The organism is uncultured Azohydromonas sp., from assembly GCF_937926365.1.
Taxonomy (GTDB): domain Bacteria; phylum Pseudomonadota; class Gammaproteobacteria; order Burkholderiales; family Burkholderiaceae_C; genus Azohydromonas.
Window position 1 is genome coordinate 134,091 of the sequence record NZ_CALAOH010000255.1, and the last position, 21,904, is coordinate 155,994.

Annotated in this window: 11 protein-coding genes, 1 pseudogene and 2 CRISPR repeat arrays; of the genes and pseudogenes, 3 read left to right on the plus strand and 9 right to left on the minus strand. The window is 67.4% G+C overall.

The window, feature by feature from the left end; all coding sequences use genetic code 11:
- Nucleotides 1-29: 29 nt before the first annotated feature.
- Both Q0741_RS28715 and Q0741_RS28720 read right to left on the minus strand, forming a co-directional pair.
- Nucleotides 30-703, minus strand: a pseudogene (locus Q0741_RS28715) (PolC-type DNA polymerase III).
- Nucleotides 703-933, minus strand: a complete 231-nt coding sequence (locus Q0741_RS28720) for a hypothetical protein (RefSeq protein ID WP_298236635.1) — start codon at nucleotides 931-933, stop codon at nucleotides 703-705. Before Q0741_RS28720 ends, Q0741_RS28715 begins: the two are co-directional and overlap by 1 nt.
- A gap of 260 nt (nucleotides 934-1,193) precedes the next feature.
- Here Q0741_RS28720 and Q0741_RS28725 point away from each other — a divergent pair, with 260 nt between their 5' ends.
- Nucleotides 1,194-3,374, plus strand: a complete 2,181-nt coding sequence (locus tag Q0741_RS28725) for an ATP-dependent RecD-like DNA helicase (RefSeq protein ID WP_298236610.1) — start codon at nucleotides 1,194-1,196, stop codon at nucleotides 3,372-3,374.
- A gap of 101 nt (nucleotides 3,375-3,475) precedes the next feature.
- Here the strand turns inward: Q0741_RS28725 and Q0741_RS28730 are convergent, their stop codons facing one another.
- Nucleotides 3,476-8,644 (minus strand): RecQ family ATP-dependent DNA helicase, encoded by a 5,169-nt coding sequence (locus tag Q0741_RS28730; protein ID WP_298236611.1) that lies wholly within the window; start codon nucleotides 8,642-8,644, stop codon nucleotides 3,476-3,478.
- A gap of 366 nt (nucleotides 8,645-9,010) precedes the next feature.
- Here Q0741_RS28730 and Q0741_RS28735 point away from each other — a divergent pair, with 366 nt between their 5' ends.
- The gene (locus Q0741_RS28735; protein ID WP_298236612.1) at nucleotides 9,011-10,870 is read left to right on the plus strand and encodes a 2OG-Fe(II) oxygenase; all 1,860 of its coding nucleotides are present in this window, start codon (nucleotides 9,011-9,013) and stop codon (nucleotides 10,868-10,870) included.
- Nucleotides 10,871-12,340: 1,470 nt separating this feature from the next.
- Nucleotides 12,341-13,806: direct repeats of the CRISPR family, unit length 36 nt; unit sequence GTCTTAATCCCTTCGATATCAGGGCACGGTCCAGAC.
- 265 nt (nucleotides 13,807-14,071) lie between these two features.
- Here Q0741_RS28735 and Q0741_RS28740 read toward each other — a convergent pair.
- The 5 genes from Q0741_RS28740 to Q0741_RS28760 all read right to left on the minus strand — a co-directional run bounded on the left by Q0741_RS28740 (nucleotide 14,072) and on the right by Q0741_RS28760 (nucleotide 19,955).
- Nucleotides 14,072-15,499 (minus strand): tetratricopeptide repeat protein, encoded by a 1,428-nt coding sequence (locus Q0741_RS28740; RefSeq protein WP_298236613.1) that lies wholly within the window; start codon nucleotides 15,497-15,499, stop codon nucleotides 14,072-14,074.
- The gene (locus Q0741_RS28745) at nucleotides 15,496-17,610 is read right to left on the minus strand and encodes an AAA family ATPase (protein ID WP_298236614.1); all 2,115 of its coding nucleotides are present in this window, start codon (nucleotides 17,608-17,610) and stop codon (nucleotides 15,496-15,498) included. Before Q0741_RS28745 ends, Q0741_RS28740 begins: the two co-directional genes overlap by 4 nt.
- Nucleotides 17,611-17,665: 55 nt before the next feature.
- On the minus strand, nucleotides 17,666-18,139 hold the full coding sequence (ssb, locus tag Q0741_RS28750; protein WP_298236615.1) for a single-stranded DNA-binding protein: 474 nt from the start codon (nucleotides 18,137-18,139) through the stop codon (nucleotides 17,666-17,668).
- A 155-nt stretch (nucleotides 18,140-18,294) separates the two neighbouring features.
- Complete coding sequence (locus Q0741_RS28755; protein ID WP_298236616.1) at nucleotides 18,295-19,221, minus strand: DUF4407 domain-containing protein; 927 nt, start codon at nucleotides 19,219-19,221, stop codon at nucleotides 18,295-18,297.
- A gap of 26 nt (nucleotides 19,222-19,247) precedes the next feature.
- Entirely contained in the window at nucleotides 19,248-19,955 is a 708-nt protein-coding gene (locus Q0741_RS28760; protein ID WP_298236617.1) for a hypothetical protein, read from the minus strand.
- Nucleotides 19,956-20,182: 227 nt separating this feature from the next.
- Here Q0741_RS28760 and Q0741_RS28765 point away from each other — a divergent pair, with 227 nt between their 5' ends.
- Nucleotides 20,183-20,470 carry a transposase gene (locus Q0741_RS28765; protein WP_298236618.1) on the plus strand — a complete coding sequence of 96 codons (288 nt, stop codon included), beginning with the start codon at nucleotides 20,183-20,185 and terminating at the stop codon, nucleotides 20,468-20,470.
- Nucleotides 20,471-20,517: 47 nt separating this feature from the next.
- Nucleotides 20,518-21,504: a CRISPR direct-repeat array (repeat unit 36 nt; unit sequence GTCTCAATCCCTTCGATATCAGGGCACGGTCCGGAC).
- Nucleotides 21,505-21,551: 47 nt separating this feature from the next.
- Here the strand turns inward: Q0741_RS28765 and Q0741_RS28770 are convergent.
- On the minus strand, nucleotides 21,552-21,824 hold the full coding sequence (locus Q0741_RS28770) for a hypothetical protein (RefSeq protein WP_298236619.1): 273 nt from the start codon (nucleotides 21,822-21,824) through the stop codon (nucleotides 21,552-21,554).
- Nucleotides 21,825-21,904: the final 80 nt, after the last annotated feature.

A 21,904-nucleotide genomic window follows, 5' to 3' on the forward strand; every position in this document is an offset into this window, starting at 1 on the left:
CCGGGCCGCTCAACTGACTCCTGCCAAGCTCAATCCGCTGGCCCAGGCCGACGAGCCACGAGGCAAGAAGGACGTCGCGGCCACCTAGATGCCGCGCAAGGCTGTTGAGAGAAAACGCGGTCGAGCCTGGCGCGCGTCGTGGCCTGCGCACGCGACAGGAGCGCGTGGTTCACCGCCGTGACGCCCCAGTGCCGGGCCACGTCGGCATGGATACGGCACCACAGGTGGCTGGCCATCTCAGCGTCCACTTGTCGCGCGGTGGGCGCGGCCGGGCTTTGGAAGCTGCAGCGCTTCCACCAGGACGCCGAGCTTGTGGCTCGTGCACTCGGGGTACAGGCGCCGTGCCAGCAGCATCGTGCACGCGAACGGCGTGTTGGCGTCCAGCGCCAGCCGCCGCAGCTCGGCCACCCAGAATTTCCTGTCGAACGACGTGTTGTGCGCTACCACCGGCAACGTGCTGACGAAGCGTGCGGCCTCGCGCATGACCTCGGCGACAGCTGGTGCCGCGGCCACCATCGCGTTGGTGATGCCGGTGAGGTCGGTGATGAAGGCCGGGATGCGCCGACCCGGGTTCATGAGACTCTGATAGCGATCGACTTGTGCGGCCGTCCTCCACCAGCGCGATGGCGATCTCGGTGGGCCGGTCGCCCAGGTCCGGGCTCAGGCCCTTGGTTTCGAAGTCGAGGACGGCAACCTGTGCCATCACGGCAACCCCCACGGGTCTGCGCTGCTGGCGCTGCCCGGACGCACGCGCCAGTTGGCCGCCGTGCAGCGCCACGGGCATCGCGGACAGCAGCAAGCGCCGTCGTCGCACTCGTCAGCGTCGATAAGGCTCACGCCGGCGAGGACAGCGGCCGCGTGGCAGGCCTCGATGGTCGGCGCGCCCTGCAGCTCCTGCAGGCATTGCACCGCCGAGCGCATCCGCGCGTCCATCCCGGCTACTGACAGGGTCCCGATCGCAAGGCCCTCGACCGGCAGGCGGCCATGCGCTTGCGTGGCGGCTCGGACATCGATTTGCATGGGGCGGCAGTATGCCGCGCTGGGTGGCCGACCGAGCCGGGCGAACCGAGCGTCGTCACGGCACCCATCGGGCGCCTTGGTGCCCGGGGCCCGGGCCTGCCACGGGCACAATGACGCTGCCCGCAAGGCCCGCGCATGCGCCGGCGGTGCAGCCCTGCCGTCCCGCTCACGTCGTGCGCAACCCTCCCATCCCATCCGCGTCACCGCTGGAACAGCTCTCCGGCCTAGTCGAGCGCGTCACCTTCCACAACGCCGACAACGGCTTCTGCGTCCTGCGCCTGAAGGTCAAGGGCGAGCGCGACCTCATCACGCTCATCGGCCACACCCCGGCGGTGACACCCGGCGAGTACGCGTCGGCCTCCGGCCACTGGGTCACCGACCGCGAGCACGGCCGGCAGTTCCGGGCGGTCTTCGTCAAGATCGCACCGCCGACCACCCTGGCCGGCATCGAGCGGTATCTCGGCTCCGGCATGGTCAAGGGCATCGGGCCCATCTATGCCGGCCGGCTGGTGCAGGCGTTCGGCGCCGAGGTGTTCGACATCATCGAGCGCACGCCCGAACGGCTGCGCGAGATCCATGGCATCGGCGACAAGCGCGCGCGCAAGATCATCGGCGGCTGGGCCGACCAGAAGACGATCCGCGAGATCATGGTGTTCCTGCATGCCCACGGCGTCTCCACGTCGCGGGCCGTGCGCATTTTCAAGACCTACGGCGCCGAGGCCATCGAGCTGGTGCGCGCCGACCCGTACCGCCTGGCGCGCGACATCCGCGGCATCGGCTTCCTGTCGGCCGACACCATCGCGCAGAAGCTGGGCATCGCGCGCGACTCCCCGCTGCGCGCCCGCGCGGGCGTCTCCCATGCACTGGCCGAGGCCGCGGCCGAGGGCCACTGCGGACTGCCGCACGCCGAGCTTGTGCCGCTGGCGGTGAAGCTGCTTGAGATTGCCCCGGACGTCATCGAGGCCGCCATTGCGCAGGAGATCGCGGACGGGGTGCTCGTGCCCGAGACCATCGATTCCCAGCCGTGCGTGTTCCTCGCGCCGCTGCACCAGGCCGAGCGCTCCATCGCGGCCCAGGTCGCGCGGTTGAAGACGCAAGCCGCGCCATGGCCCGCGATCGACGCCGACCGGGCGATGGCGTGGGTACAGCGCAAGCTCGCCATCGAGCTGGCCCAGAGCCAGCAGGCGGCGCTGCGGCTGGCGCTGTCGTCCAAGCTACTGGTCATCACCGGCGGCCCCGGCGTGGGCAAGACCACGCTGGTCAACTCGATCCTGACCATCCTGCGCGCCAAGGAGGTTCACGCCTTGGCCGCCGCGCCCACCGGGCGAGCGGCCAAGCGGCTGTCGGAGTCCACCGCCCTGGAGGCCCGCACCATCCACCGGCTGCTGGAGGTCGATCCGCGCAACGGCCAGTTCAAGCACAACGAGGATTCACCCCTGCAGTGCGACCTGCTGGTGGTGGACGAGTGCTCGATGATCGACGTGCCGCTGGCCAACCATCTGCTCAAGGCCGTCGCGACGCGCTCGGCGGTGATCTTCGTCGGCGACGTGGACCAGTTGCCCTCGGTCGGGCCGGGCCAGTTCCTGGCCGATCTCATCGCCAGCGGCGCCGTGCCCGTGGTGCGGCTCACCGAGGTGTTCCGCCAGGCGGCGAGCTCGCGCATCGTGCGCGCGGCGCACCAGGTCAACCAGGGCCACTTTCCCTCGCTGCCGGCCAAGGACGAGCCCTCGGACTTCTACTTCGTGCCGGTGGAGGATGCCGAGGCGATCGCCCCGACGGTCGTGGACCTCGTGGCCGAGCGGCTGCCCCGGAAGTTCGACCTGGACGCCGTGCGCGACATCCAGGTGCTGTGCCCGATGAACCGCGGCGCCAGCGGCGCGCGCGGCATCGACCCGTTGCTGCAGGCCAGGCTCAATCCGCCGGGCGCGAGCAGCGTGACCAAGTTCGGCAACACCTTCGGCGTCGGCGACAAGGTCATGCAGATGGAGAACAACTACGACCGCGACGTCTACAACGGCGACATCGGCCTGGTGGCGCAGATCGATCCCGAGGAGCAGGAGCTGGTGGTGGAGTTCGACGGCCGACCAGTCATCTACCCGTGGGCCGAGCTCGACGAGCTGACGCTGTGCTACGCCACGACGATCCACAAGTCGCAGGGCTCCGAGTACCCGGTGGTCGTGATCCCGGTGTCCACCCAGCACTTCATGATGCTCAAGCGCAACCTCGTCTACACCGGCATCACCCGGGGCAAGTGGCTGGTGGTGCTGGTGGGCCAGAAGCGCGCGCTGGCCATGGCGGTCAAGGGCCGGCAGACCCGGCGCCGCTGGTCCAAGCTGCGCGAACGGCTGGCTTGAGCGCACGGCCAAGCCGACTGGGCTGTCCGCCCTGTTGCCGCGCGGCGGTTGCAGCGAACACCTGGCCCGTCGTCGAGCCGCTCCACACGGGCCCCGTGCCGTCAGCCCCGCACCTCGCCCGTGATCTCGATCAGCACCACTTCCCAGCGGTCCACCTTGAGAGCGTCCTGGTAGGCCGGCGCGGTCTGCGCGCGGCTGCGCGCCATGATGCCGGTGACCACGGCGTTGCAGTGGGCGGTGTCGGGCAGTGCCGCCGCCTTGGCCAGGCGCCCCACCACGTGGCCCTCGGGCGTGAGCACGCAGCGGTGGGCGACGTGCACGGCAGCGCCGGCGCAGAGCCCCGCGATGTGGCCGTGCACGGGATGGTGCGCGGGCAGCCGCCCGGCATAGCCCAGGTCCATCTCTGCCGGCCCCAGCGTCTGGAAACGCCTTTGCAGCTCGCTCCGGAAGGTGGGCCGGGTCTCGGGCAACAGGGCATGCACGCCCTCCAGCGTACCGAAGTCGGCCAGGAACGGGTGCCGTCCGTCCTCGGCCTTGAAGAGCGTGAGCGTCTGCCGGGCCCGCGTCATCGCCACGTAGAGCAGCCGCCGCTCGTCATCCCGGCCCGAGCGCCAGTCGCCGCCGTCCATCACGATGACGTGGTCGAACTCCAGGCCCTTGGCGCCATGCGCGGTGAGCAGCCGCAGCGCGTTCATGCTGCCGTCGCGCCGCGCCTCGGCCGAGCACTCGAAGATCCACTCGACCACTTCCGCGGGCGGCACCCGCGTGGCGGTGCTGGCCTGGGCCATCTCGTTCACCGCCGCGTGCAGGTCCGCCCAGAAGGGGTTGGCCGGCTGCCGCGACTGCTGGCGCCGCAGCCAGCGCAGCACGGCGCCCATCCGCACGAGGCCGCCGCGCCGGGCCTTGAGCAGCTCCAGCAGGCGCCTTCCTTCCCGTGACTGCACCAGCGACAGCGCGGAGCCGGCCTCGCGCGGCGGCGGGGTGCAGCGCAGGTCTTCGACCTCGCACAGCGCACGCAGCGGCTGCAGCGGTTCGCTGGTGCGCGAGAGCACGGCGATGTCGCCCAGCCGGGTCGCGGGATCCAGCCGGCGGATGCGCGCCACCTCCTGCAGCACCAGCTGCGCCTGCAAGTTGGGCTCCACCGGCGCCGAGATGAGCCGCACGCGCCCGCGCGAGTCGCCATCGAGCTCGCTCCAGCGGCCGCCCGCGCTGTGTTCCTCGCGCTGGGTGTCGATGCGGATGGGATGGTCCACCTTCATGCGCTCGGCCCCGCGCTGGATCACGTGGTTGGCCGCGGCGATGATGTGCTGCGTGGAGCGGAAGTTCTCCACCAGGAAGGTCACTTCGGCGTCGTAGTCCTGCTGGAAGCGGCGGATGAACTCGACATTGGCGCCCTTGAAGGCGTAGATGTTCTGGTCGTCGTCCCCCACGGCCATGAGGTTCAGGCGCCCGTCGGCGTCTGCGAGCCGCCGCCCGGCCAGGGCGCTGACCAGCGCGTACTGGCGCCGGTCGATGTCCTGGTACTCGTCGACGAAGATGTACTCGTAGCCCTGCAGCAGCCGGTCGCGCGCCTCGTCGGCATCGGTGAACGCCTGGCTGCTGCCGCCGAGCAGGTCGATCGCGTCCTGCAGCAGCTGCTCGAAGTCCACCGGGCCCTGGCGCTCGGTGCCCGCGAGGCTGGTGCCCGTGAGGCGCAGCGCCATGGCGTGGTAGGTCAGCACGGTCACGCCGCGCGCGTCGTCGCCCACGAGCGCCAGCAGCCGCCGGCGCAGCTCCAGCGCGGCGTGGCGGTTGAAGGTCAGCGCGATGATGTGGGAGCTCGGCACGCGGCGCACGCGCAGCAGCCAGGCGATGCGGTGCACGATGACGCGTGTCTTGCCCGAGCCCGGGCCCGCGAGCACCAGGTGGTTGCCGCGCTCGGGCTTGCGCACCAGAGCCTCCTGCACCGGGTGCTGCAGTGCATCGACGATGCGCCGGTACGACTCGTCGGTGGTGGCCAGGTCCAGCACCTCGGCGCGCCCGCGAAAGCGCTGACGCAGGAAGTCGCGCCGCGGCAGGGTGAAGTAGTCGTGCACCAGGGCGTCGGCCAGCGCCTGCGCCTGGGTGCCCAGCCGGGCGTACTCGTGCATGACGTGGGTCTGCAGCGTGCGTTCGCGGTAGTGCTCCTGCAGCGGCGCGTAGTCCTCCTTGAGGAAGCGGCGTTGGGCTCCCTCCGCCCGAAGCTCGATGGTCATGGCCGCACGGAAGACCGAGCGCCCCTTGTCGAGCTGCAGCACGGCGTTGTCGTGCATGTAGAGCAGCGCATGCTCCAGCGCGACCGCCGTGTCGCGCAGCGTCGTGGCCAGCTCCAGGTCGCCCTCGATGGCGTCGAGCAGCTCGCTGGACTTGCATTCGACGATGCAGTGGGCCTGCCGCGTACCAGGAGGCAGTTTGGCCAGGAGTGCCCCCAGCACGACGCGGCACACGATGCGCCGGCGCTCGCAGATCTCGCGCACCTGGGACCAGGGCCGGTGCAGCACCACGTGCAGGCTCTCTGCCCCGGCGCTGCGCACGCTGAACATGCCGCGCTGCACGGTGCCGGCGCCGAACGGCTCGCACAGCGAGCGCAGGCATTTGCGCACGCGCTCCGGGTGCACGGTGGCGGCCTCGCGCTCGTGCAGGCCCAGGCGCTCGCGCAGCGCCGAGCACAGCGGCCGCAGGCTCAGGACCTGCGGTGTGGCATCCATGGCGGCGTCGGGCGCGAGCTCGGCCAGGAGCTCCAGCAGCGCCTGCTCCAGCCGCTCCAGGCGTTCGAGCTCCAGGTCCGAAGCGCCCGTGACGCCCTTGCTCAGCGCTGCCTTGAGCCCGAGGTCGCTGGCGAGCACGCCGAGCTTTTCCAGGCCGTGCAGGATACGGAAGCACTCCTCGGGCGGCACGCCGGCCTGGACCATCAGCTCGTCGGTGCTCAAGCCCTCGGGCGACTGGCTGGCGTAGAGCCCGCTGGCCACGGCCTGGTACTGCTGTGCCAGCACGTCCCTCAGGCCGGCGGCACGGATGCGCGCGGTGGCCTCCTGCAGCGTGGACAGGCGCAGGCTCGTTGCGAAGACGCGGCTGCGGTTCTCGTTGCGCCGCAGGAATCCACTGCGCTCGAGCCACGCCACGGCGGTGGCAACCCTGGTCCCGGCATCGGGCGCGTCGATCTCGATGCCCGTGCCGTCGGCGTCAAGCAGCAGCTCCTTGGCCGAGACCACGATCTCCGGGCTGCGGAAACGCTCGCAGCGCTGGCGGATGGCCTTGAGCAGCGCCGTGAAGTCCCGCTGCGTCAGCCGCGAGGTGGCGGCCAGGCGGAACTGGGTCTCGATGTCCTCCTCGTCGAAGAGCAGCACGCAGCGCGCGGGCAGCCCGTCCCGGCCGGCGCGCCCGGCCTCCTGCAGGTAGTTCTCCAGCGAGCCGGGCACGTCGGCATGCACGACCAGGCGGATGTCGGGCTTGTCCACGCCCATGCCGAAGGCGTTGGTGGCCACGATGACGTCGAGCCGCCCCTGGATGAAGTCCTGCTGGATCTCCTTCTTGCGCGGCGGCTCCAGGCCGCCGTGGAAGTGCTCGCAGCGCAGGCCGCCGTGGCGCAGCAGCTCGGCGAAGGTCTCGGTGGACTTGCGCGTGGCACAGAAGACCACGGCCGAACCGCCCTCGCGCACCGCGGCGGCCACCATCTCCATGATGCGCTGGGCCTTCTCGGCCCGCAGCGTCCGGATGACGCGGTAGTCCAGGTTGCACCGCTCGTGGCCGCCCAGGAACCGCTGCAGCGTGAGGCCGAGCTCGGTGACGAAATGCCCGGCGAGGTCCTCGATGACCTCGGGCTTGGCCGTGGCGGTGAAGCAGGCCACGGGTGCCTGCTGCTCGGCGAAGTGCTCGCGGATGAAGCGCGCCACGAAGAGGTAGTCGGTGCGGAAGTCGTGCCCCCACTTGGAGAGGCAGTGCGCCTCGTCGAACACCCAGGTGGCGATCTGGCGCAGCCGGATGGCCTGGGCGAAGGCACGGTTGCGGAACTGCTCGGGCGACACCAGCACGATGCCGGCGTCGCCCAGCCGGATCTTGTCCAGCGCCGCGCGCCGCTCCGGTGGCGTGAGCAGCCCGTTGATCGTGACGGCGCAGTGCACGCCGGCGGCCACCAGGTTGTCGAGCTGGTCCTTCATCAGCGACTGCAGCGGCGACACGATGACCGTGAGCCGGCCGCTGCGCCCGTAGTGGGCCAGCGCCGGCAGCTGGTAGCAGATGGACTTGCCGCCGCCCGTGGGCAGCACGGCCAGCAGGCTCTGGCGCGCCAGGCCCGCCACCACGATCTCGCGCTGCAGCGAGCCGCCGGCAGGGGCGGCCGGCTGCGCACGAAAGCCCGGCTTGCCGAAATGGTGCCGCAGCAGGGTTTCGGGATCGTGCTGCCGGGCGCAGTAGCGGCACTCGGGGTCCTGGCAACGGGTTTCGCGCAGCTCGCGGACGAGATCGCGCACGGCCGGCACGCTCGCGTACACCCAGGCCGGCAGCACCGAGTTGCCGCCGGCCACCCGCAGCCAGCTCAGCGCGTAGGCGATCGGCCAGCGCAGGCCGACGTCGCCTGCCAGCTCCTCGTTCCCCAGCCGCTGCAGCCGGGTGCTGCAGCACAGGTCGGCGAAGCCAGCGTGCACGGCGGCGCGAACAGCGGCTGCGTCAGGCGCGCTCGCACCCCGGATGCGCGTGAAGAGCGCGTCGAGCGCGCCGTCGTGCTGCAGCAGCGCGTGCAGCGTGCCGCACCAGGCGGGGTCCACCGCGTGCAGAGCCTCGAAGGCCTGGATCTCGTCGGCGAGCAGCTCCAGCGCCAGGCGGGCGTCCAGCAGCGGCTCGCTGCGCGCCTCGCAAACGAGCTTGTAGCCCTTGACCAGCCGGTGGTAGGGGTTGCGCGGGAAGGCCAGGGCCGAGAGCTCCAGCGTGTCGATCAACGGCAGCTCCAGGCACTGCAGCCCCGGGTACTGCTGCGCCAGCAGCGGCAAGTCGTGGCGGCGCAGGTTGTGGCCGACGACGAACCGGGCGCCCGCCGCGACCTCGCCCAGGCGCTGGCGGACCTCGTCAGGGCGGGTGCGCGAGACGTGCAGGTCCACGCTCGCATCGCGGTCGCCGCGCAGGGCCGCCAGCCGGAAGATGCGGTTGTCCTGCGCCGGGTTGGACTCGATGTCGATCGAGCAGGCCTGCAGCCACGCCGGCCAGTCCGGCAAGGACGTGGCCGCGAGGGTGGGATCGGGCTGCTCCAGCGCGGTCATGGCGCACCCCGGTCGGCCCACGCAGAGCCCCTGCCCGGCCCGCGCGCAGGTGCAGAGCTGCACGGCATGGGAGCGGGCCTGGTGTCCATGAGGGCTCGATTCTGACCGATGGCTTCAGGGCGGCCGCGCATCGGGCGGCTCGTGCCTCACCTCGCCGGCGACGCCGCGGCGTCTGTACGCAATTGCACCGGCCTCGGGTGCTGGATGCGCCGGGGCGACACGGCCCGCCGAGCCCAGGGGCGACGATGACGGGCGCTGCCCACTGGCGTCGCGACGCGCGCCAGATGGGCGCAGACTTGCCGGTTCCCCGGTGCACTGTCACATTGGCCGACGCATTCCTGGCGCGCCGCCATGACGACGCCTTGGATGGAGGAGCTGACCTTGTCCATTGCACACGAGCTGCCCGCCCTGCTGAGCACGGTGCGAACGCCGGGCGACTTCTGCACCGCAGGCACGATCGAGCTGGCGCTCCCACGGCTGACGGTGCAAGGCGTCGGGGCGGTCGCGTTGCCGCTGCTGCCGGTGCAGGCCAAAGAGCTCATCGCCGTCGCCGATCGTGCGCCTTATGGCCGCGGCGCGCAGACGCTCGTCGACACCGCGGTGCGGCGGACTTGGCAGATCGGCGCCGAGTGCGTGAAGATCGAGGGCGCCCACTGGGCACGGACGCTGCAAGCCATCGTCGAGAAGGTGGCCGAGGGGCTGGGCGTGACGACGGCCGTGACGGCGCAGCTCTACAAGCTGCTTGTCTACGACGAGGGTAGCTTCTTCATCGAACACCGCGACACCGAGAAGGCGGCCGGCATGTTTGCCACCCTTGTTGTCGCGCTGCCGTCGCTCCACACCGGGGGCGAGCTCGTCGTGCGTCACAAGGGCCGGGAGGTCCGCCTGGACCTGCAGGGTCCGGACCCCTCGATGGCGGCGTTCGCAGCCTTCTACGCCGACTGCGTGCACGAAGTGCGGCCCGTCACCTCGGGGTGTCGCCTGGTGCTGGTCTACAACTTGGTGCGCGAGGGGCGGGGCCGGCTGCCCCAGCCTCCCGACTACGAGGCCGAGACGCAGCGCATCGCGGCGCTGCTGGCAGCCTGGGGCGCCGGCGAATGGGGCTCGGATGACGAAGCCCCGGCGAAGCTGGTCTATCCCCTGGAGCATGCCTACACCCCGGCGGAGCTGTCCTTCCAGGCCCTCAAGGGAGCGGACGCAGCCGCCGCCGCCGTGCTGGCCGCTGCGGCGCAGCGCTCGGGCTGCGAGCTGCACGTGGCGCTGCTGACCATCGAGGAAAGCGGCAGCGCCGAGTACAGCGGCTACTCCGGCCGCTCCTGGCGCGACGACGAGTTCGAGATCGTCGAGGTCTGCAGCAGCAGCGCGGTGCTGTCGGACTGGCGAAGCCCCGACGGCACGGCGGCAGAGCTCGGTATCTTTCCCGTCGAAGACTGCGAGCTGTGTCCGCCGGACATGTTCGATGACATGGAGCCTGACGAGCAGGAGTTCCAGGAAGCCACTGGCAACGAAGGCGCTTCCTTCGAGCGCAGCTACCGACGCGCCGCCCTGGTGCTGTGGCCGAGGGCGAGGCGGCTGGAGGTCATCAGCCAGGCAGGCCTGCAGGTGAGCCTGCCCTGGCTCGCCTCACTGGCCCGGCGCTGGCAGGACAGCGGCGCCCCCACCGATTCGCCGCTGTGGAAGGAGGCCCATGAGCTCGCTGGGCACATGCTCGATGCTTGGCCCGACAGAGGTGAGTGGCCCCGACACGGCGAGGCGCCCAGCACGGCGGCCAGGATGCTGGCCACGCTGGCACAGCTCCAGGACGCAGCGCGCATCGACGCCTTCCTGGCCGATATCAGCGCCGCTGGCGACTACGGCAAGAGCGACAACGAGGCCCTGCTCGCGGCCGCAGCGCTGCTCGCGCCGCGGCGCGCGGCCGTGCTGATCGAGCACATCGTCAGGGCGAACGCTGCGAAGGACCCCGGTGCCTGTGCGGACCTGCTTGCCCGTGGCGCTGCTGCACCGCCGCTCGGACGCCCTGCGCCAGACCTCATCGCTGCGGCCAGGGCGCTGGTGGATGCGCTGCCCGGCGACCCGGCGCGAGCACCGCAGCCACCGGCCAACGCGTGGTGGCGGCGCTCGAGCGCATCAACGCGACGTTGGCCCGGTTGGCCGTCGACCACCTCCTGGCCTGGCCCAAGACCTACGATCTGGATGCCGTCATCCTGCCTGCGCTCAGGCACCTGACCAGCCAAGCCACGACACGCGACACCCCTGGCGTGCAACGGCTGCGCGCCGCGTGCGTGCAACACCTTCGCGCGCGCACGGCCGAGCCGCTGGAGCCGCCGACCAACTGGACCCGAGCCGCCACACTCAACTGCCGGTGCGCCCATTGCACCGAGCTCGCCAGGTTTCTGCGGAACCCATACGAGCAATCATGGACACTCAAGGCCGCCGAAGCCGTCCGAGCCCACGTCACTTCGACCGTGCAACACTGCCGCTGCGATCTGGACCTCGTCACACAACGACGCGGCAGTCCCTACAGCCTTGTATGCACCAAGAACCAAGCCAGCTACGAGAGACGGGAAAAGCAGCGCCGTGAAGATCTCCAAGACCTGGAACGTCTGGGATAGCATTTATGGTTCATTGAAAACGCGCGTGGCATGCCAGCCGTAATGCATTTTCATCCTGCTTGCTCAAGCTATTTGCGTATGTCAAGACAAAGTTGAAATGTCGCATGACCGGCAATGGAAGCTCAAGCTGCCTTCGTGTTGAACTGCGCAATGGCGGAGTGCAAGTGTGGACGCTCAAGTGCTCCATCACTTACCAATAGACGGGTACACACTTAATTCATCAATGCATCCTGAGGTTAATTGATATGAGGCAAGGAAAATACACGCTGATCATATAACCGGCCGCAGGCTCCAGAGCAGCTGGGGAGGGTCCTCAGTGGCCTGCGGTCATGGGACTGATCATGAAACAAGCAAGCGATCGCAGTCGTGCATTGCGTCGCCACCACTCTTGCCGCCTTAAAAAAGCTAGGCGCTTATATTGGGGTATGGGAACTGGGGCGGAAAACGCTCCGGATGATCGCCGTCTTGGTATCGTGATCTCAACTGCTGCGCTGCGCTGCGCTACTGCCATATGTACAGGAATCCGCGCCGCTATTGGAAGATCAAAGACGCGTTGACGGTACAGGAGCGGCGCTTGTTCCAAGACCTCCTCCAAGATATTCAGGGAGAATCTCAACCAAGTTGATCGTGGCGTCGGCGTGATCCGTACGGGCCGAATCAATGCAGTGCGAGAATATCTCGTGCGGCAACGTGACGCTGCTGGAGCGTGAGGGCCCGGACGGGACGCTGCCGAAGGACTTCGCGCACCAGTCTGACTTCGGCACTCAGCGTCGCCGCGTGGGTCGCTGCGGTTTCCAAGCAACCCTCAGTGGGGATACCACCTCGTCGAACACGCAGTGGTCCTACGGAAAGCTGGCACCTTGCGTCCGATGCTCGTATGACAGCGCCAGCCAGCGTCGCCAATATTCAACGGACTTTATGTCAAGTCTGGGCATGGCCGCTTGATTCAATACTGGTGCACCGACCGCACGGGGGCTGGATCAGAAAAACTCATGAGAGGAAATCTCGCCGATTTGAGCTATGGGCAAAGGCGCGTTCCGGACAAGTACAACGACGCGGAGGTGCTGGCTTCTACGTCGCGATCGATTCAATATCAGGGCGCCGTTCGCACGGTCCGGACGCCAGGCTGGTTTCTACCGCGACGTGAGCCGGTCTCAATCCCTTCGATATCAGGGCACGGTCCAGACCATCTGGATATGCGACATGGCTTCATCGTTGGCGTCTTAATCCCTTCGATAGCAGGGCACGGTCCAGACACCCACGACTGGGACTGCTGCGGTTGCCAGTTGTCTTAATCCCTTCGATATCAGGGCACGGTCCAGACGGAAGGCAACGAGCGTAATCGAGATACCGAACGTCTTAATCCCTTCGATATCAGGGCACGGTCCAGACATAAATCGAGGCGGCCTCAAGGATCCTAACGTGTCTTAATCCCTTCGATATCAGGGCACGGTCCAGACCCGAAGGTGTCTCCGAACCGTCATCGTCTGGAGTCTTAATCCCTTCGATATCAGGGCACGGTCCAGACGGGCGGGCCCTGGTCTACGCCCGACGGGGCGAGTCTTAATCCCTTCGATATCAGGGCACGGTCCAGACCTGCTGCCCAAGCTCAACCGCTACACCGTCCTGTCTTAATCCCTTCGATATCAGGGCACGGTCCAGACAGCCACATTTTCACAACCAAAAGGAATAACCAGTCTTAATCCCTTCGATATCAGGGCACGGTCCAGACATCGCGTGCGTCCGGGGGCGCCCGAGGATGCCGGTCTTAATCCCTTCGATATCAGGGCACGGTCCAGACACCACCGATGAATTCCTCGTCACCGCTACCAGTCTTAATCCCTTCGATATCAGGGCACGGTCCAGACAGCCACATTTTCACAACCAAAAGGAATAACCAGTCTTAATCCCTTCGATATCAGGGCACGGTCCAGACATCGCGTGCGTCCGGGGGCGCCCGAGGATGCCGGTCTTAATCCCTTCGATATCAGGGCACGGTCCAGACACCACCGATGAATTCCTCGTCACCGCTACCAGTCTTAATCCCTTCGATATCAGGGCACGGTCCAGACTCTGAAGCAAAACTACGGTGAGCGCTTTCAGTTGTCTTAATCCCTTCGATATCAGGGCACGGTCCAGACTTGTCGCAGTCCCCGCACCGCAGAGTATTTCCAGTCTTAATCCCTTCGATATCAGGGCACGGTCCAGACGCGTGGGCAGTGCCGCACCAAAGCGCAGTCTCGTCTTAATCCCTTCGATATCAGGGCACGGTCCAGACAGCTGGCGAAGGATCCCGAGGGCACGATCAAGTCTTAATCCCTTCGATTTCAGGGCACGGTCCAGACCGGCCACGGCCTTCAGGGGCTCGGGCTGGGCCGTCTTAATCCCTTCGATATCAGGGCACGGTCCAGACATACGACGCACGCATATACGCCGATGACGACTAGTCTTAATCCCTTCGATATCAGGGCACGGTCCAGACAAGTGGAGCAAGCCACCGAGCTGATGCGCCAGGTCTTAATCCCTTCGATATCAGGGCACGGTCCAGACTGCTCGCGTCGAAAATGATAGCAGCGACAAGGGCTTGGCGGGGCCCTTCACAACTTTTCGGTCGACCGCGGGAGCTGTCTCCCGCGCCGGGGCTGGTCGCTGCGGCGGCATGGCGGACCCTCACGGCACGAAGAGGCCATTGTCCTGCAGCTTGCCTTGCCCGATGCTGACGCTGCGGTGCCGCACAGGCAAAGCAGCCAGTTGCTCGTGCAACTGCAGCGTTTGCTACTTGCCCGAGCGGGGCAGGAAGCGCAGGACTGCAGCGTCAAGGCAACGCATCCGCCTGGATCCAGCTCAAGGCTCGCCACCCCGGTTTTCCCTGCCTGTCCTTGGACATATAGGCAACGCACTGCACAGGCCCATGCAAGTGCTTTTCCGACAGTTGATCCATGAGCGTCGGGGGGACGAAAACCCGCTCGCCCAGGGGCGTCGTCATGAAGCCAAAACTTTGCCCATCGCGTTGACTGACCTCGCCCGACAGCCGGCGGCAAAAGTCGTCGATCGAGTCAACTGCCGACGGGCGAAAACACACCGGACGTCCGCGGCCTTGCACCTGGCCGACTTCGACGATCTGGCCTGCAGCCAGCTGATCCGCTCCGGCGTGCTCGTTGTAGTAGAGAACAACCCCTTCGTCCGGACCGAAGGCCACGTGGGCCAGTGACTTCTGCGGGTTCTGGTGGTCCACCACGCCCGGTCGGAACACCACGAGGCGCTCATCCAGGTTGTCCAGGATCTGCCTGGCTTCACGGGCCATGTCCGGCTCCAGAGGAAGCCTTGCCAGGTCCGGCCGTTGCCTGAACCAACCAGACCCGGCCAACTGCAGCAGTTCCTGAGGCACCTTGAAGCCGTTGTCGCGCCTGAATGCCAAGGAGTGGTGCACCTGCACGGCCGCCTCGTCAAACCTTTGCTGCTGCGCCAGCAGATCGGCCAGCCGTACGCGCGTGCCGGCCACGTCCTGCGGTCTGCGAGCCAAGCGCACGGCATGGAACCAGCAGGCGATGGCCTTGTCGGGCTCTCCGAGCTCGTAGGTCTGGCCCAGCGCGTCCCACGCCCAGGCCGCTGCCCGCTGACGGCGCAGGACGGGAGCCAGGCGCCTCCTAGCCTGTTCAGTGTCTCCTCGAGCGAGCAACCACCTGCTCATGTACAGGTTGAGCCAGGGGTCATCCGGGTGCCGTTCGAGCGCCGTGTGCAATTGCTGCTCGGCCCAGCACAGCAGCTCCGGATCACCCTCTCCGGCCTGATCCACCAGTTCACGCCCGATGGCATAGAAGAAGCGCATCTCCAGGCTGGGTGCCTGCTTGCCATTCGGGAGGACAAACGGCTCTCTGTCTTCGGGGCGCAGGTGGCAGGGATCCCACCATCTCGCGAATTCGAGAAACCCGGACCAGGACCGGTGGCTCTTGACGGCCCGGTTCAGCAGGCACGAGTACAGCATGCCGGGGCGCTCGTTGGCGCCGAACGACTGGAACTCGGTCAGCCACAAGGGGAAGCGATCGGCGAAATCGGCCTGGGACATTCGTTGCTGCTCCAGTTCCTCGACCTCCGCCTTGGCGATGAAGTACAGCACCCAGCCATATGCACGCTGGATGTAGAGGTCGCGCGGAGCGGCGTCGTAGCAAGCGCGTGCCCGATCCAGGGCTTCGGCCAGCCGGCCGGCCTTGCGCAGTTCGGTGATGTCCGTCGTGCTGCTCATTGCGCCATTCCAAGGGTCTGGCTGACTTGCTGGTAGATGCCCTGGCTGCTGCCCGGGCCGCCGACCTCGGTGGCACGGGTCCAGCGCTTCTTGCCGTCGTAGTGGAAGTCGACGCGGCCCCGCCGCCCTGCACCCTCGAAGGTGAAGCGCAGCTTGTAGCTGCCCGGCTCCACACCCGTGATGCGCAGTCCCGTGCCTTCAAGGGCCTGCCGCACCTGTGCCTGGAAGTCCGCCAGGAAAGCGTCCTCCGCGGTGCCCGCTGCCAGGGCCGAGGGCTGCTGCAACACCTCGTGCAGTTGCGCCAGGCTCGCCTGCAGCAGCGCGGGGTCCGACTTCGAGCCCGACGCTGCCACGATGCTCGATACCCGCAGGTCGCGCTTGTAGTGGTACTGCACCACCGCCTGCGCACCGGCCCGGTCGAGCCAGTACCGCTCGAAGTACTGACCATGCTGCAGGCGCACGATGCGCACCCCACAAGCTGCCAGGGTTTCGCGGATGCGGCGGTGATGTTGGAAGAGCGGCTCCTGGCCGGGGTTGAAGGAGAACCGGTCCCAGTCCGGATCCGCAATCGGCTCGTCCGCCGCCGTTGTGTGCGTGGTCCCGGTTGCCGCTGATGCCGCTGCTGGGGTGCGCGGCGCCGCCACGGCATCGAAGCGCAGGCGCGAGGTCGCCGTGAAGGCCGGCGGATCGATCAGCAGCAGCTTGCTGCGCGCGCGCGTGATGGCGGTGTAGGCCCAGCGGAAGAACTGCTCGTTGCGATGGTCCCCGCCGGCGTCGGAGAAGTTGACCACCACCGTGTCCCACTCTCCGCCTTGCGCCTTGTGGCAGGTCAAGGCGTAGCCGTACTTCACCTGCAGCGCGTTGAACCAGGGGTCGTGGCGGATCGCCACGCGGAACTCCGCCGTGCCCGGCCGCAGCTCGGGGTGGCGCTGGCGGAAATCGACCAGCAGTGCACGCTGCTCCAAGGGCTCCAGCTCTCGCTCGGGCGAGTCGAGCAGGTTTTCCAGCAAGAGCACGTCGGCCTGGATCGGGCGGCCGTCCGCGCGCTCGTAAACGAGCGTCGTCTCCCGGAAGACCAGGCGCACCGGCTGGGCGATGCCGCGGATCGGGACGTGCCGCACCACCGGGTTCGGATTCACCCGCAGGAGCCGGACGAGGTCGCCGTTCATCAAGCCAGAGAATGGCGAGTTCTTGTTGACCAGCAGCAGGTCGCCTGTCCGGGGCTGCGGGTCCTCGCTGCCCCACAGCCGCGCGCGTGCGGCCCGGTTGAGCTCCAGGGCCTTGGCGTTGGAGCGAGTGACCAGCACGGAGCTGACGCGGGTGCGTTGATCCTCGACGACCCGCTCCAGCGCCGCGTCCGGTGAGACATGCGCAATTTCGCCGGGCGCTTCCCGCAGGGAAAAGGTGTTGTAGTCGCGCCGCGCGATCGCATCGCGCAGCGCGGTAGCGCGGGCAAGCACCGCGCTGCCGCTGGCCTGGCGCATGACCTCGGTCAGCTCGAATTCCTCACAGCGCAGGCCGAAGGTGCGCTCGATGTACGCCGCCGACAGTGCTGGCGACTGGTTGTCGCCCACCGGTGGCAACTGCGCCGGATCGCCTACCAGGACGATGCGGGCCCGGCGTTCCGCCTCGCGACCAGGGCGGCCCAGGCGCGCGTACTCGATCAAGTCCGCCAACAGGCGGCCGGACCCGAACTGGTGGACATCCTGCTGGTGTTCCTTGTCACCCACCATCGACGACTCGTCCACGATGAACACCGCATCCCCAGGGTCGCAGTCCTTGAGGGGAAAGACGAATCGCACGCCAGGGTCGTTGCGCGCGCAGGCCTCCTCGAACACGTGAACGTGCTCCAGCGTGTAGATCTCGCCATGCACGGTGCTGGCTCCGTCGCGCAGCCGCGTGCCCAGGATCCGCGCGGCCCGCCCGGTTGGTGCCAGGGCGCGGTAGACGCGGCACATCTGTTGAAGATGCTCAACCATGGCCCTGATCAGCGTGGTCTTGCCGGTGCCTGCGCTGCCCTTGAGCAGGAAGCACTGCGCGTCGCCCTGCAGGAATGTTCTGAAGGCGTCGAGCGCCAGTGTCTGCGAGCCCATGAGCGTCATGTCGGACATCGGTTCCTTGCTCTCTCGGTCGGCGTGTCGGTTAGGCGAAGCGCGACGCTTAACCCTAGAAGGGAATGTCGTCATCCGGCTCGAAGGCCGGGGTGGCAGGCAGCGGCGCAGCGGCGGGACGGGCCGCACTGTCGGCAGCTTGCAAAGCCCTGTGGGTTGGGGGTGCACCTGCGGTCGTGTCCGCTATCCCTTCTTCCCTGGCACCGAGCAGTTGCAGCTCGCCGGCGATGATGTCCACCGTCAGGCGTTCGACGCCAGCCTTGTCGACGTATTTCCCGTACTTCAGGCGCCCCTCGACGTAGACCGGTCTCCCCTTCCTGAGGTACTCGGCGGCGATCTCCGCGAGGCGGTCGTAGAACGTGATACGGTGCCACTGCGTATCCTCGAGCGTCTCTCCCGTGTGGCGGTCCTTGCGGCGGGAAGAGGTGGCCACGCTGACGCTAGCCACGACCTGCCCGGAGGGCAGGTGCCGGATCTCGGGATCGCGCCCGCAGTTGCCGAGCAGGATCACCTTGTTCACCGAGGCCATGCCGATCTCCCTTGATGGTTGTGATGTCTGATGCCGCGACGGCAGGACGCCGCACGCTGCCCCTGCAGTGTCTTCGCGGGTCCGTACTTGTCTGACGGATGGCAACGTTGCTGGTGCCGCGTCGAGCGCGCAACCACCGCTTTGGACGCCTGGCATCACTCGCATGACTCCAGCAGGCGCCGAGCATTCGACACCGGCGAGGTGACTGCCTGCAGGTAGGCCGCCGCACGGTGCCCGGCCAGGTGCTCCCGCATCCTCTCCAGCCGGTCGTCGATGGTCTCCTCCCGGTACCCCATCTTCACCAGCACCACCATCAGCTCGATGAGCAGCACCAGCAGGAACAGCAGGGCATAGCCGGCCAGGGTGAGCGTGTTGCCGAGCACGAAATCGTGCAGCGCCTCGATGCGCATGAGCAGTCCGGCCTCCGTCACCGCTGACCGTGACGCACGCAACTGGTCGAGTTCCTGGCCGTGCCGCACAGTCAGTGCGGCAAGCTCGGCCTGCACTTGCGCGTAGTCCCGCTGCAGCGTGTCGGCATGGCGCTGGGCCTGCTGAAAGACGCGCCCCGTGCCGCGCTGCCCGCTGCAGCTGCCATCGGCCTCGCATTGCGCCTTGTTTCGCGCCGCCAGCCAGTCGGCTCGCCTGCCGGCGAGCGTCTGCTCCAGGTGTGCCGTCTGCGCGGCGTGGCGCTCGCGCAGTGCCTGCTCGCTGCGCTGCTGCAGCCGCTGAGCGATTTCCTTCTCGAACAGCACCAGGTCAAACAGCGCCGCGCCGATGCACGCGACGACCACGCCGAGCACGCAACGCAGCAGGTTCATGAGCAGGCTCGACGGCGTGGCGAGTACCAGCCGCTCCACCAGGTAGATGAATACCGTGCACAGCGCCGCGACGCCAGCGGCGCTGGCTGCCGACATGCCGAAGACCCGCGACGCGATGACCCACGAAGACAGCGCCCACAGCAGCACTGGCAGGTGGATGGCGATGGCGAACGCGCGCAGCCGCCGCAGCGTCGATTCGTGATAGCGCTGCGCCTTGTCGTGGTTTTCCCCGACGACGAGGCAGAAGTACCTGAGCATCGACATGCATGTGCTCCTCTTGTGCCGTGGCTTCAGAGGCCCAGGTGCTCGGCGTCCATCGCCGCCTGGAGGCCCTGGGCGAAGCCCAGCTGGTAGCTGGCGAGCGCTTGGCGCACCCAGCCCTCGCCCCGGTCGGCCAGTTCCAGTTGCTCGCGCAGCGTCGCCAGCTCGCGCTCATGCCTTTGCACTGCCGCGCGCAGCCGCCGCGTGGTGGTCTCGCACACGCCCTCGGCCTGCAGCAGTGCGTCGTTGTGGCGTTCGATGTGCGCCTGCACGCGGGTGCACAGCGTGGCAACGATGGACTGGAACTCGGCGACGAGCGCGCGCACACCGTGGTCGCGGGCCTGCGCCGTGCGGAAATGGCTGCCGTTGTGGCGCCCGAGGCCGAAGTGGTTGGCTGCGAGGAAGCTGCGCAGCGGTGGCAGGTCCATCAGGCCCTGGGGCAGCTCGCGCCGCGCCGGGCCGATGGCCGCTGCGCCATCCGCACGCTGCGGCGGGAACGCCGGCTGGTTGGAGGCTTCCCGTGCGTGCAGATCCGCGGTGGCGAAGCGCGCGCCGGGCGTGAAGGGCTGGGCCCACTGCGCGTGAGGCAGCGAGCCGCCGGGAGAGAGCTGCCGCACGGCCGCGGCGTCTTCGCGCAGGGTGCCATCATCCTGCGCCGCCTCGGGAGCGGCAGGGGCCGTGGCGGCGAAGGCCCGGCTGCCCAGCGCACGCCGGGCAAGTTGCTTGAGGAAGTTCATGGCAGGGCGGTGTCGATGCGTCGGGGCGGATTTTCCGGACGCCGCCTGCCATGCCGATGCATGGGCAACGTTGCAAGGCCTGCGTCGGCACGTCACCAAACCATCCAGGTATCGTTGCTGGTAGTGGTGTTGACGGCGTACCTGATCAGCTCGCGCTGGAATCGGAGCACAGCGCTGTCGTTGCCTCAGCTGTCTGCCTGCCGCCTTAACAACGGTGCGACGCACTGTTGCCCGCGGTCACGGCCGATGCCGTCATCGCCGACAAGGCCTACGACGCCCAGGCGCGCGTGATCGACGTGCTCACCCGAGCTGGCCAAGTCGCGGTGATCCCGCCGATTCGCAGCCGCATCGAACAGCGGTCTTGGGACCGCGATCTCTACAAGGCGCGCCACCTGATCGAGAACTTCTTCGCCCGGCTCAAGCAGTACCGCGCCATCGCCACCCGCTACGACAAGACAGCTCGCAATTTCCTCGGCGCCATCCACTTGGCGGCCGCTGTCATCTGGCTCAATTGATGACGGGCCCTAGACAAGGAGGCTGAGTACATCGTGACCCAAGAGCTGTCTCAATCCCTTCAATATCAGGACACGGTCCGGACGACCCCGTTAGATTAACCCTGAAGACCGACCCGTCTCAATTCCTTCGATATCAGGGCACGGTTCGGACCATCGCGGAGGAATTCACGATCATGCGCCGGGGGTCTCAATCCCTTCGATATCAGGGTACGGTCCGGATAGGACTTCAAGTGCACCACGGTCTGGTACTACCTGTCTCAATCCCTTCGGTATCAGGGCACGGTCCGGACACGAGCTGTACGAGCTGATCCGGGACAACCTGTCTCAATCCCTTCGATATCAGGGCACGGTCCGGACATCCAGAAGGCGGAGATGACCCACCGCTACTGGTCTCAATCCCTTCGATATCAGGGCACGGTCCGGACGTATCCTCAACATCAAGCAAGCCACCAAGATGTCTCAATCCCTTCGATATCAGGGCACGGTCCGGACCCATGAGCACGGCCTTGCAGTCGCGCATGATCGTCTCAATCCCTTCGATATCAGGGCACGGTCCGGACCTTCAGCGCATCACCACCAATGCGCGCGGCTAGTCTCAATCCCTTCGATATCAGGGCACGGTCCGGACAAGTGATGGCAGAAGTGCGCGAGCAATGCCGCGTCTCAATCCCTTCGATATCAGGGCACGGTCCGGACGAGGGTGTGGAGGATGAAGCCCTCCACCTGGTGTCTCAATCCCTTCGATATCAGGGCACGGTCCGGACTTCGATCCGAAGGACGACGCTTGTGGCTTCTTGTCTCAATCCCTTCGATATCAGGGCACGGTCCGGACATATCGTGCTGAATCCAGCGCTGAATTACCTCGTCTCAATCCCTTCGATATCAGGGCACGGTCCGGACCCGCCACGCAGCAGCAAGCTTATCTGCTCTCGTCTCAATCCCTTCGATATCAGGGCACGGTCCGGACAGGCGAACGTGGAAGTCGATCCGATGTTCCGGTCTCAATCCCTTCGATATCAGGGCACGGTCCGGACTGCTCGCGTTGAAAATGATAGCAGCGACAAGGGGTTGGCGGCCCCCTTCACAACTTTTTGGTCGGCCGCGGGAGCTGTCTCCCGCAAGGGCTGGTCGCTGCGGCGGCATGGCGAACCTTCGGTACGAAGGTGCCATTGTCCGCCAGCGTGCCTTGCCGGAGGCCGACGATGCCGGGCCGCGCGGGCAGCCTGTAGAGGCGCAGATCGTCCGCCCTCTCGTCGACCAGCACCTTGAGCTCCCCAAAACCTGCCGCGCCTGCCGGTCGTGGATCCCAGAGGTTGCTGGTTCCGGTCGTGCGCGGAATGTCCTGGTGGAGCATCCGTGCCGGTTGGCTGCAACATCGAGCCGGCGCGCGGCTGACATTGGCCTGGCCTGCAGTCGGGCCCCGCAAGTGCGTTC

Excerpts from the sequence above, each read along its gene's own strand:
- Q0741_RS28755 (WP_298236616.1), bottom strand. The coding sequence starts at position 19,221 with ATGTCGATGCTCAGGTACTTCTGCCTCGTCGTCGGGGAAAACCACGAC.
- Q0741_RS28740 (WP_298236613.1), bottom strand. The coding sequence starts at position 15,499 with ATGAGCAGCACGACGGACATCACCGAACTGCGCAAGGCCGGCCGGCTG.
- Q0741_RS28770 (WP_298236619.1), bottom strand. The coding sequence starts at position 21,824 with ATGCTCCACCAGGACATTCCGCGCACGACCGGAACCAGCAACCTCTGG.
- Q0741_RS28720 (WP_298236635.1), bottom strand. The coding sequence starts at position 933 with ATGGACGCGCGGATGCGCTCGGCGGTGCAATGCCTGCAGGAGCTGCAG.
- Q0741_RS28760 (WP_298236617.1), bottom strand. The coding sequence starts at position 19,955 with ATGAACTTCCTCAAGCAACTTGCCCGGCGTGCGCTGGGCAGCCGGGCC.
- Q0741_RS28730 (WP_298236611.1), bottom strand. The coding sequence starts at position 8,644 with ATGACCGCGCTGGAGCAGCCCGATCCCACCCTCGCGGCCACGTCCTTG.
- Q0741_RS28745 (WP_298236614.1), bottom strand. The coding sequence starts at position 17,610 with ATGTCCGACATGACGCTCATGGGCTCGCAGACACTGGCGCTCGACGCC.
- Q0741_RS28735 (WP_298236612.1), top strand. The coding sequence starts at position 9,011 with ATGGAGGAGCTGACCTTGTCCATTGCACACGAGCTGCCCGCCCTGCTG.
- ssb (WP_298236615.1), bottom strand. The coding sequence starts at position 18,139 with ATGGCCTCGGTGAACAAGGTGATCCTGCTCGGCAACTGCGGGCGCGAT.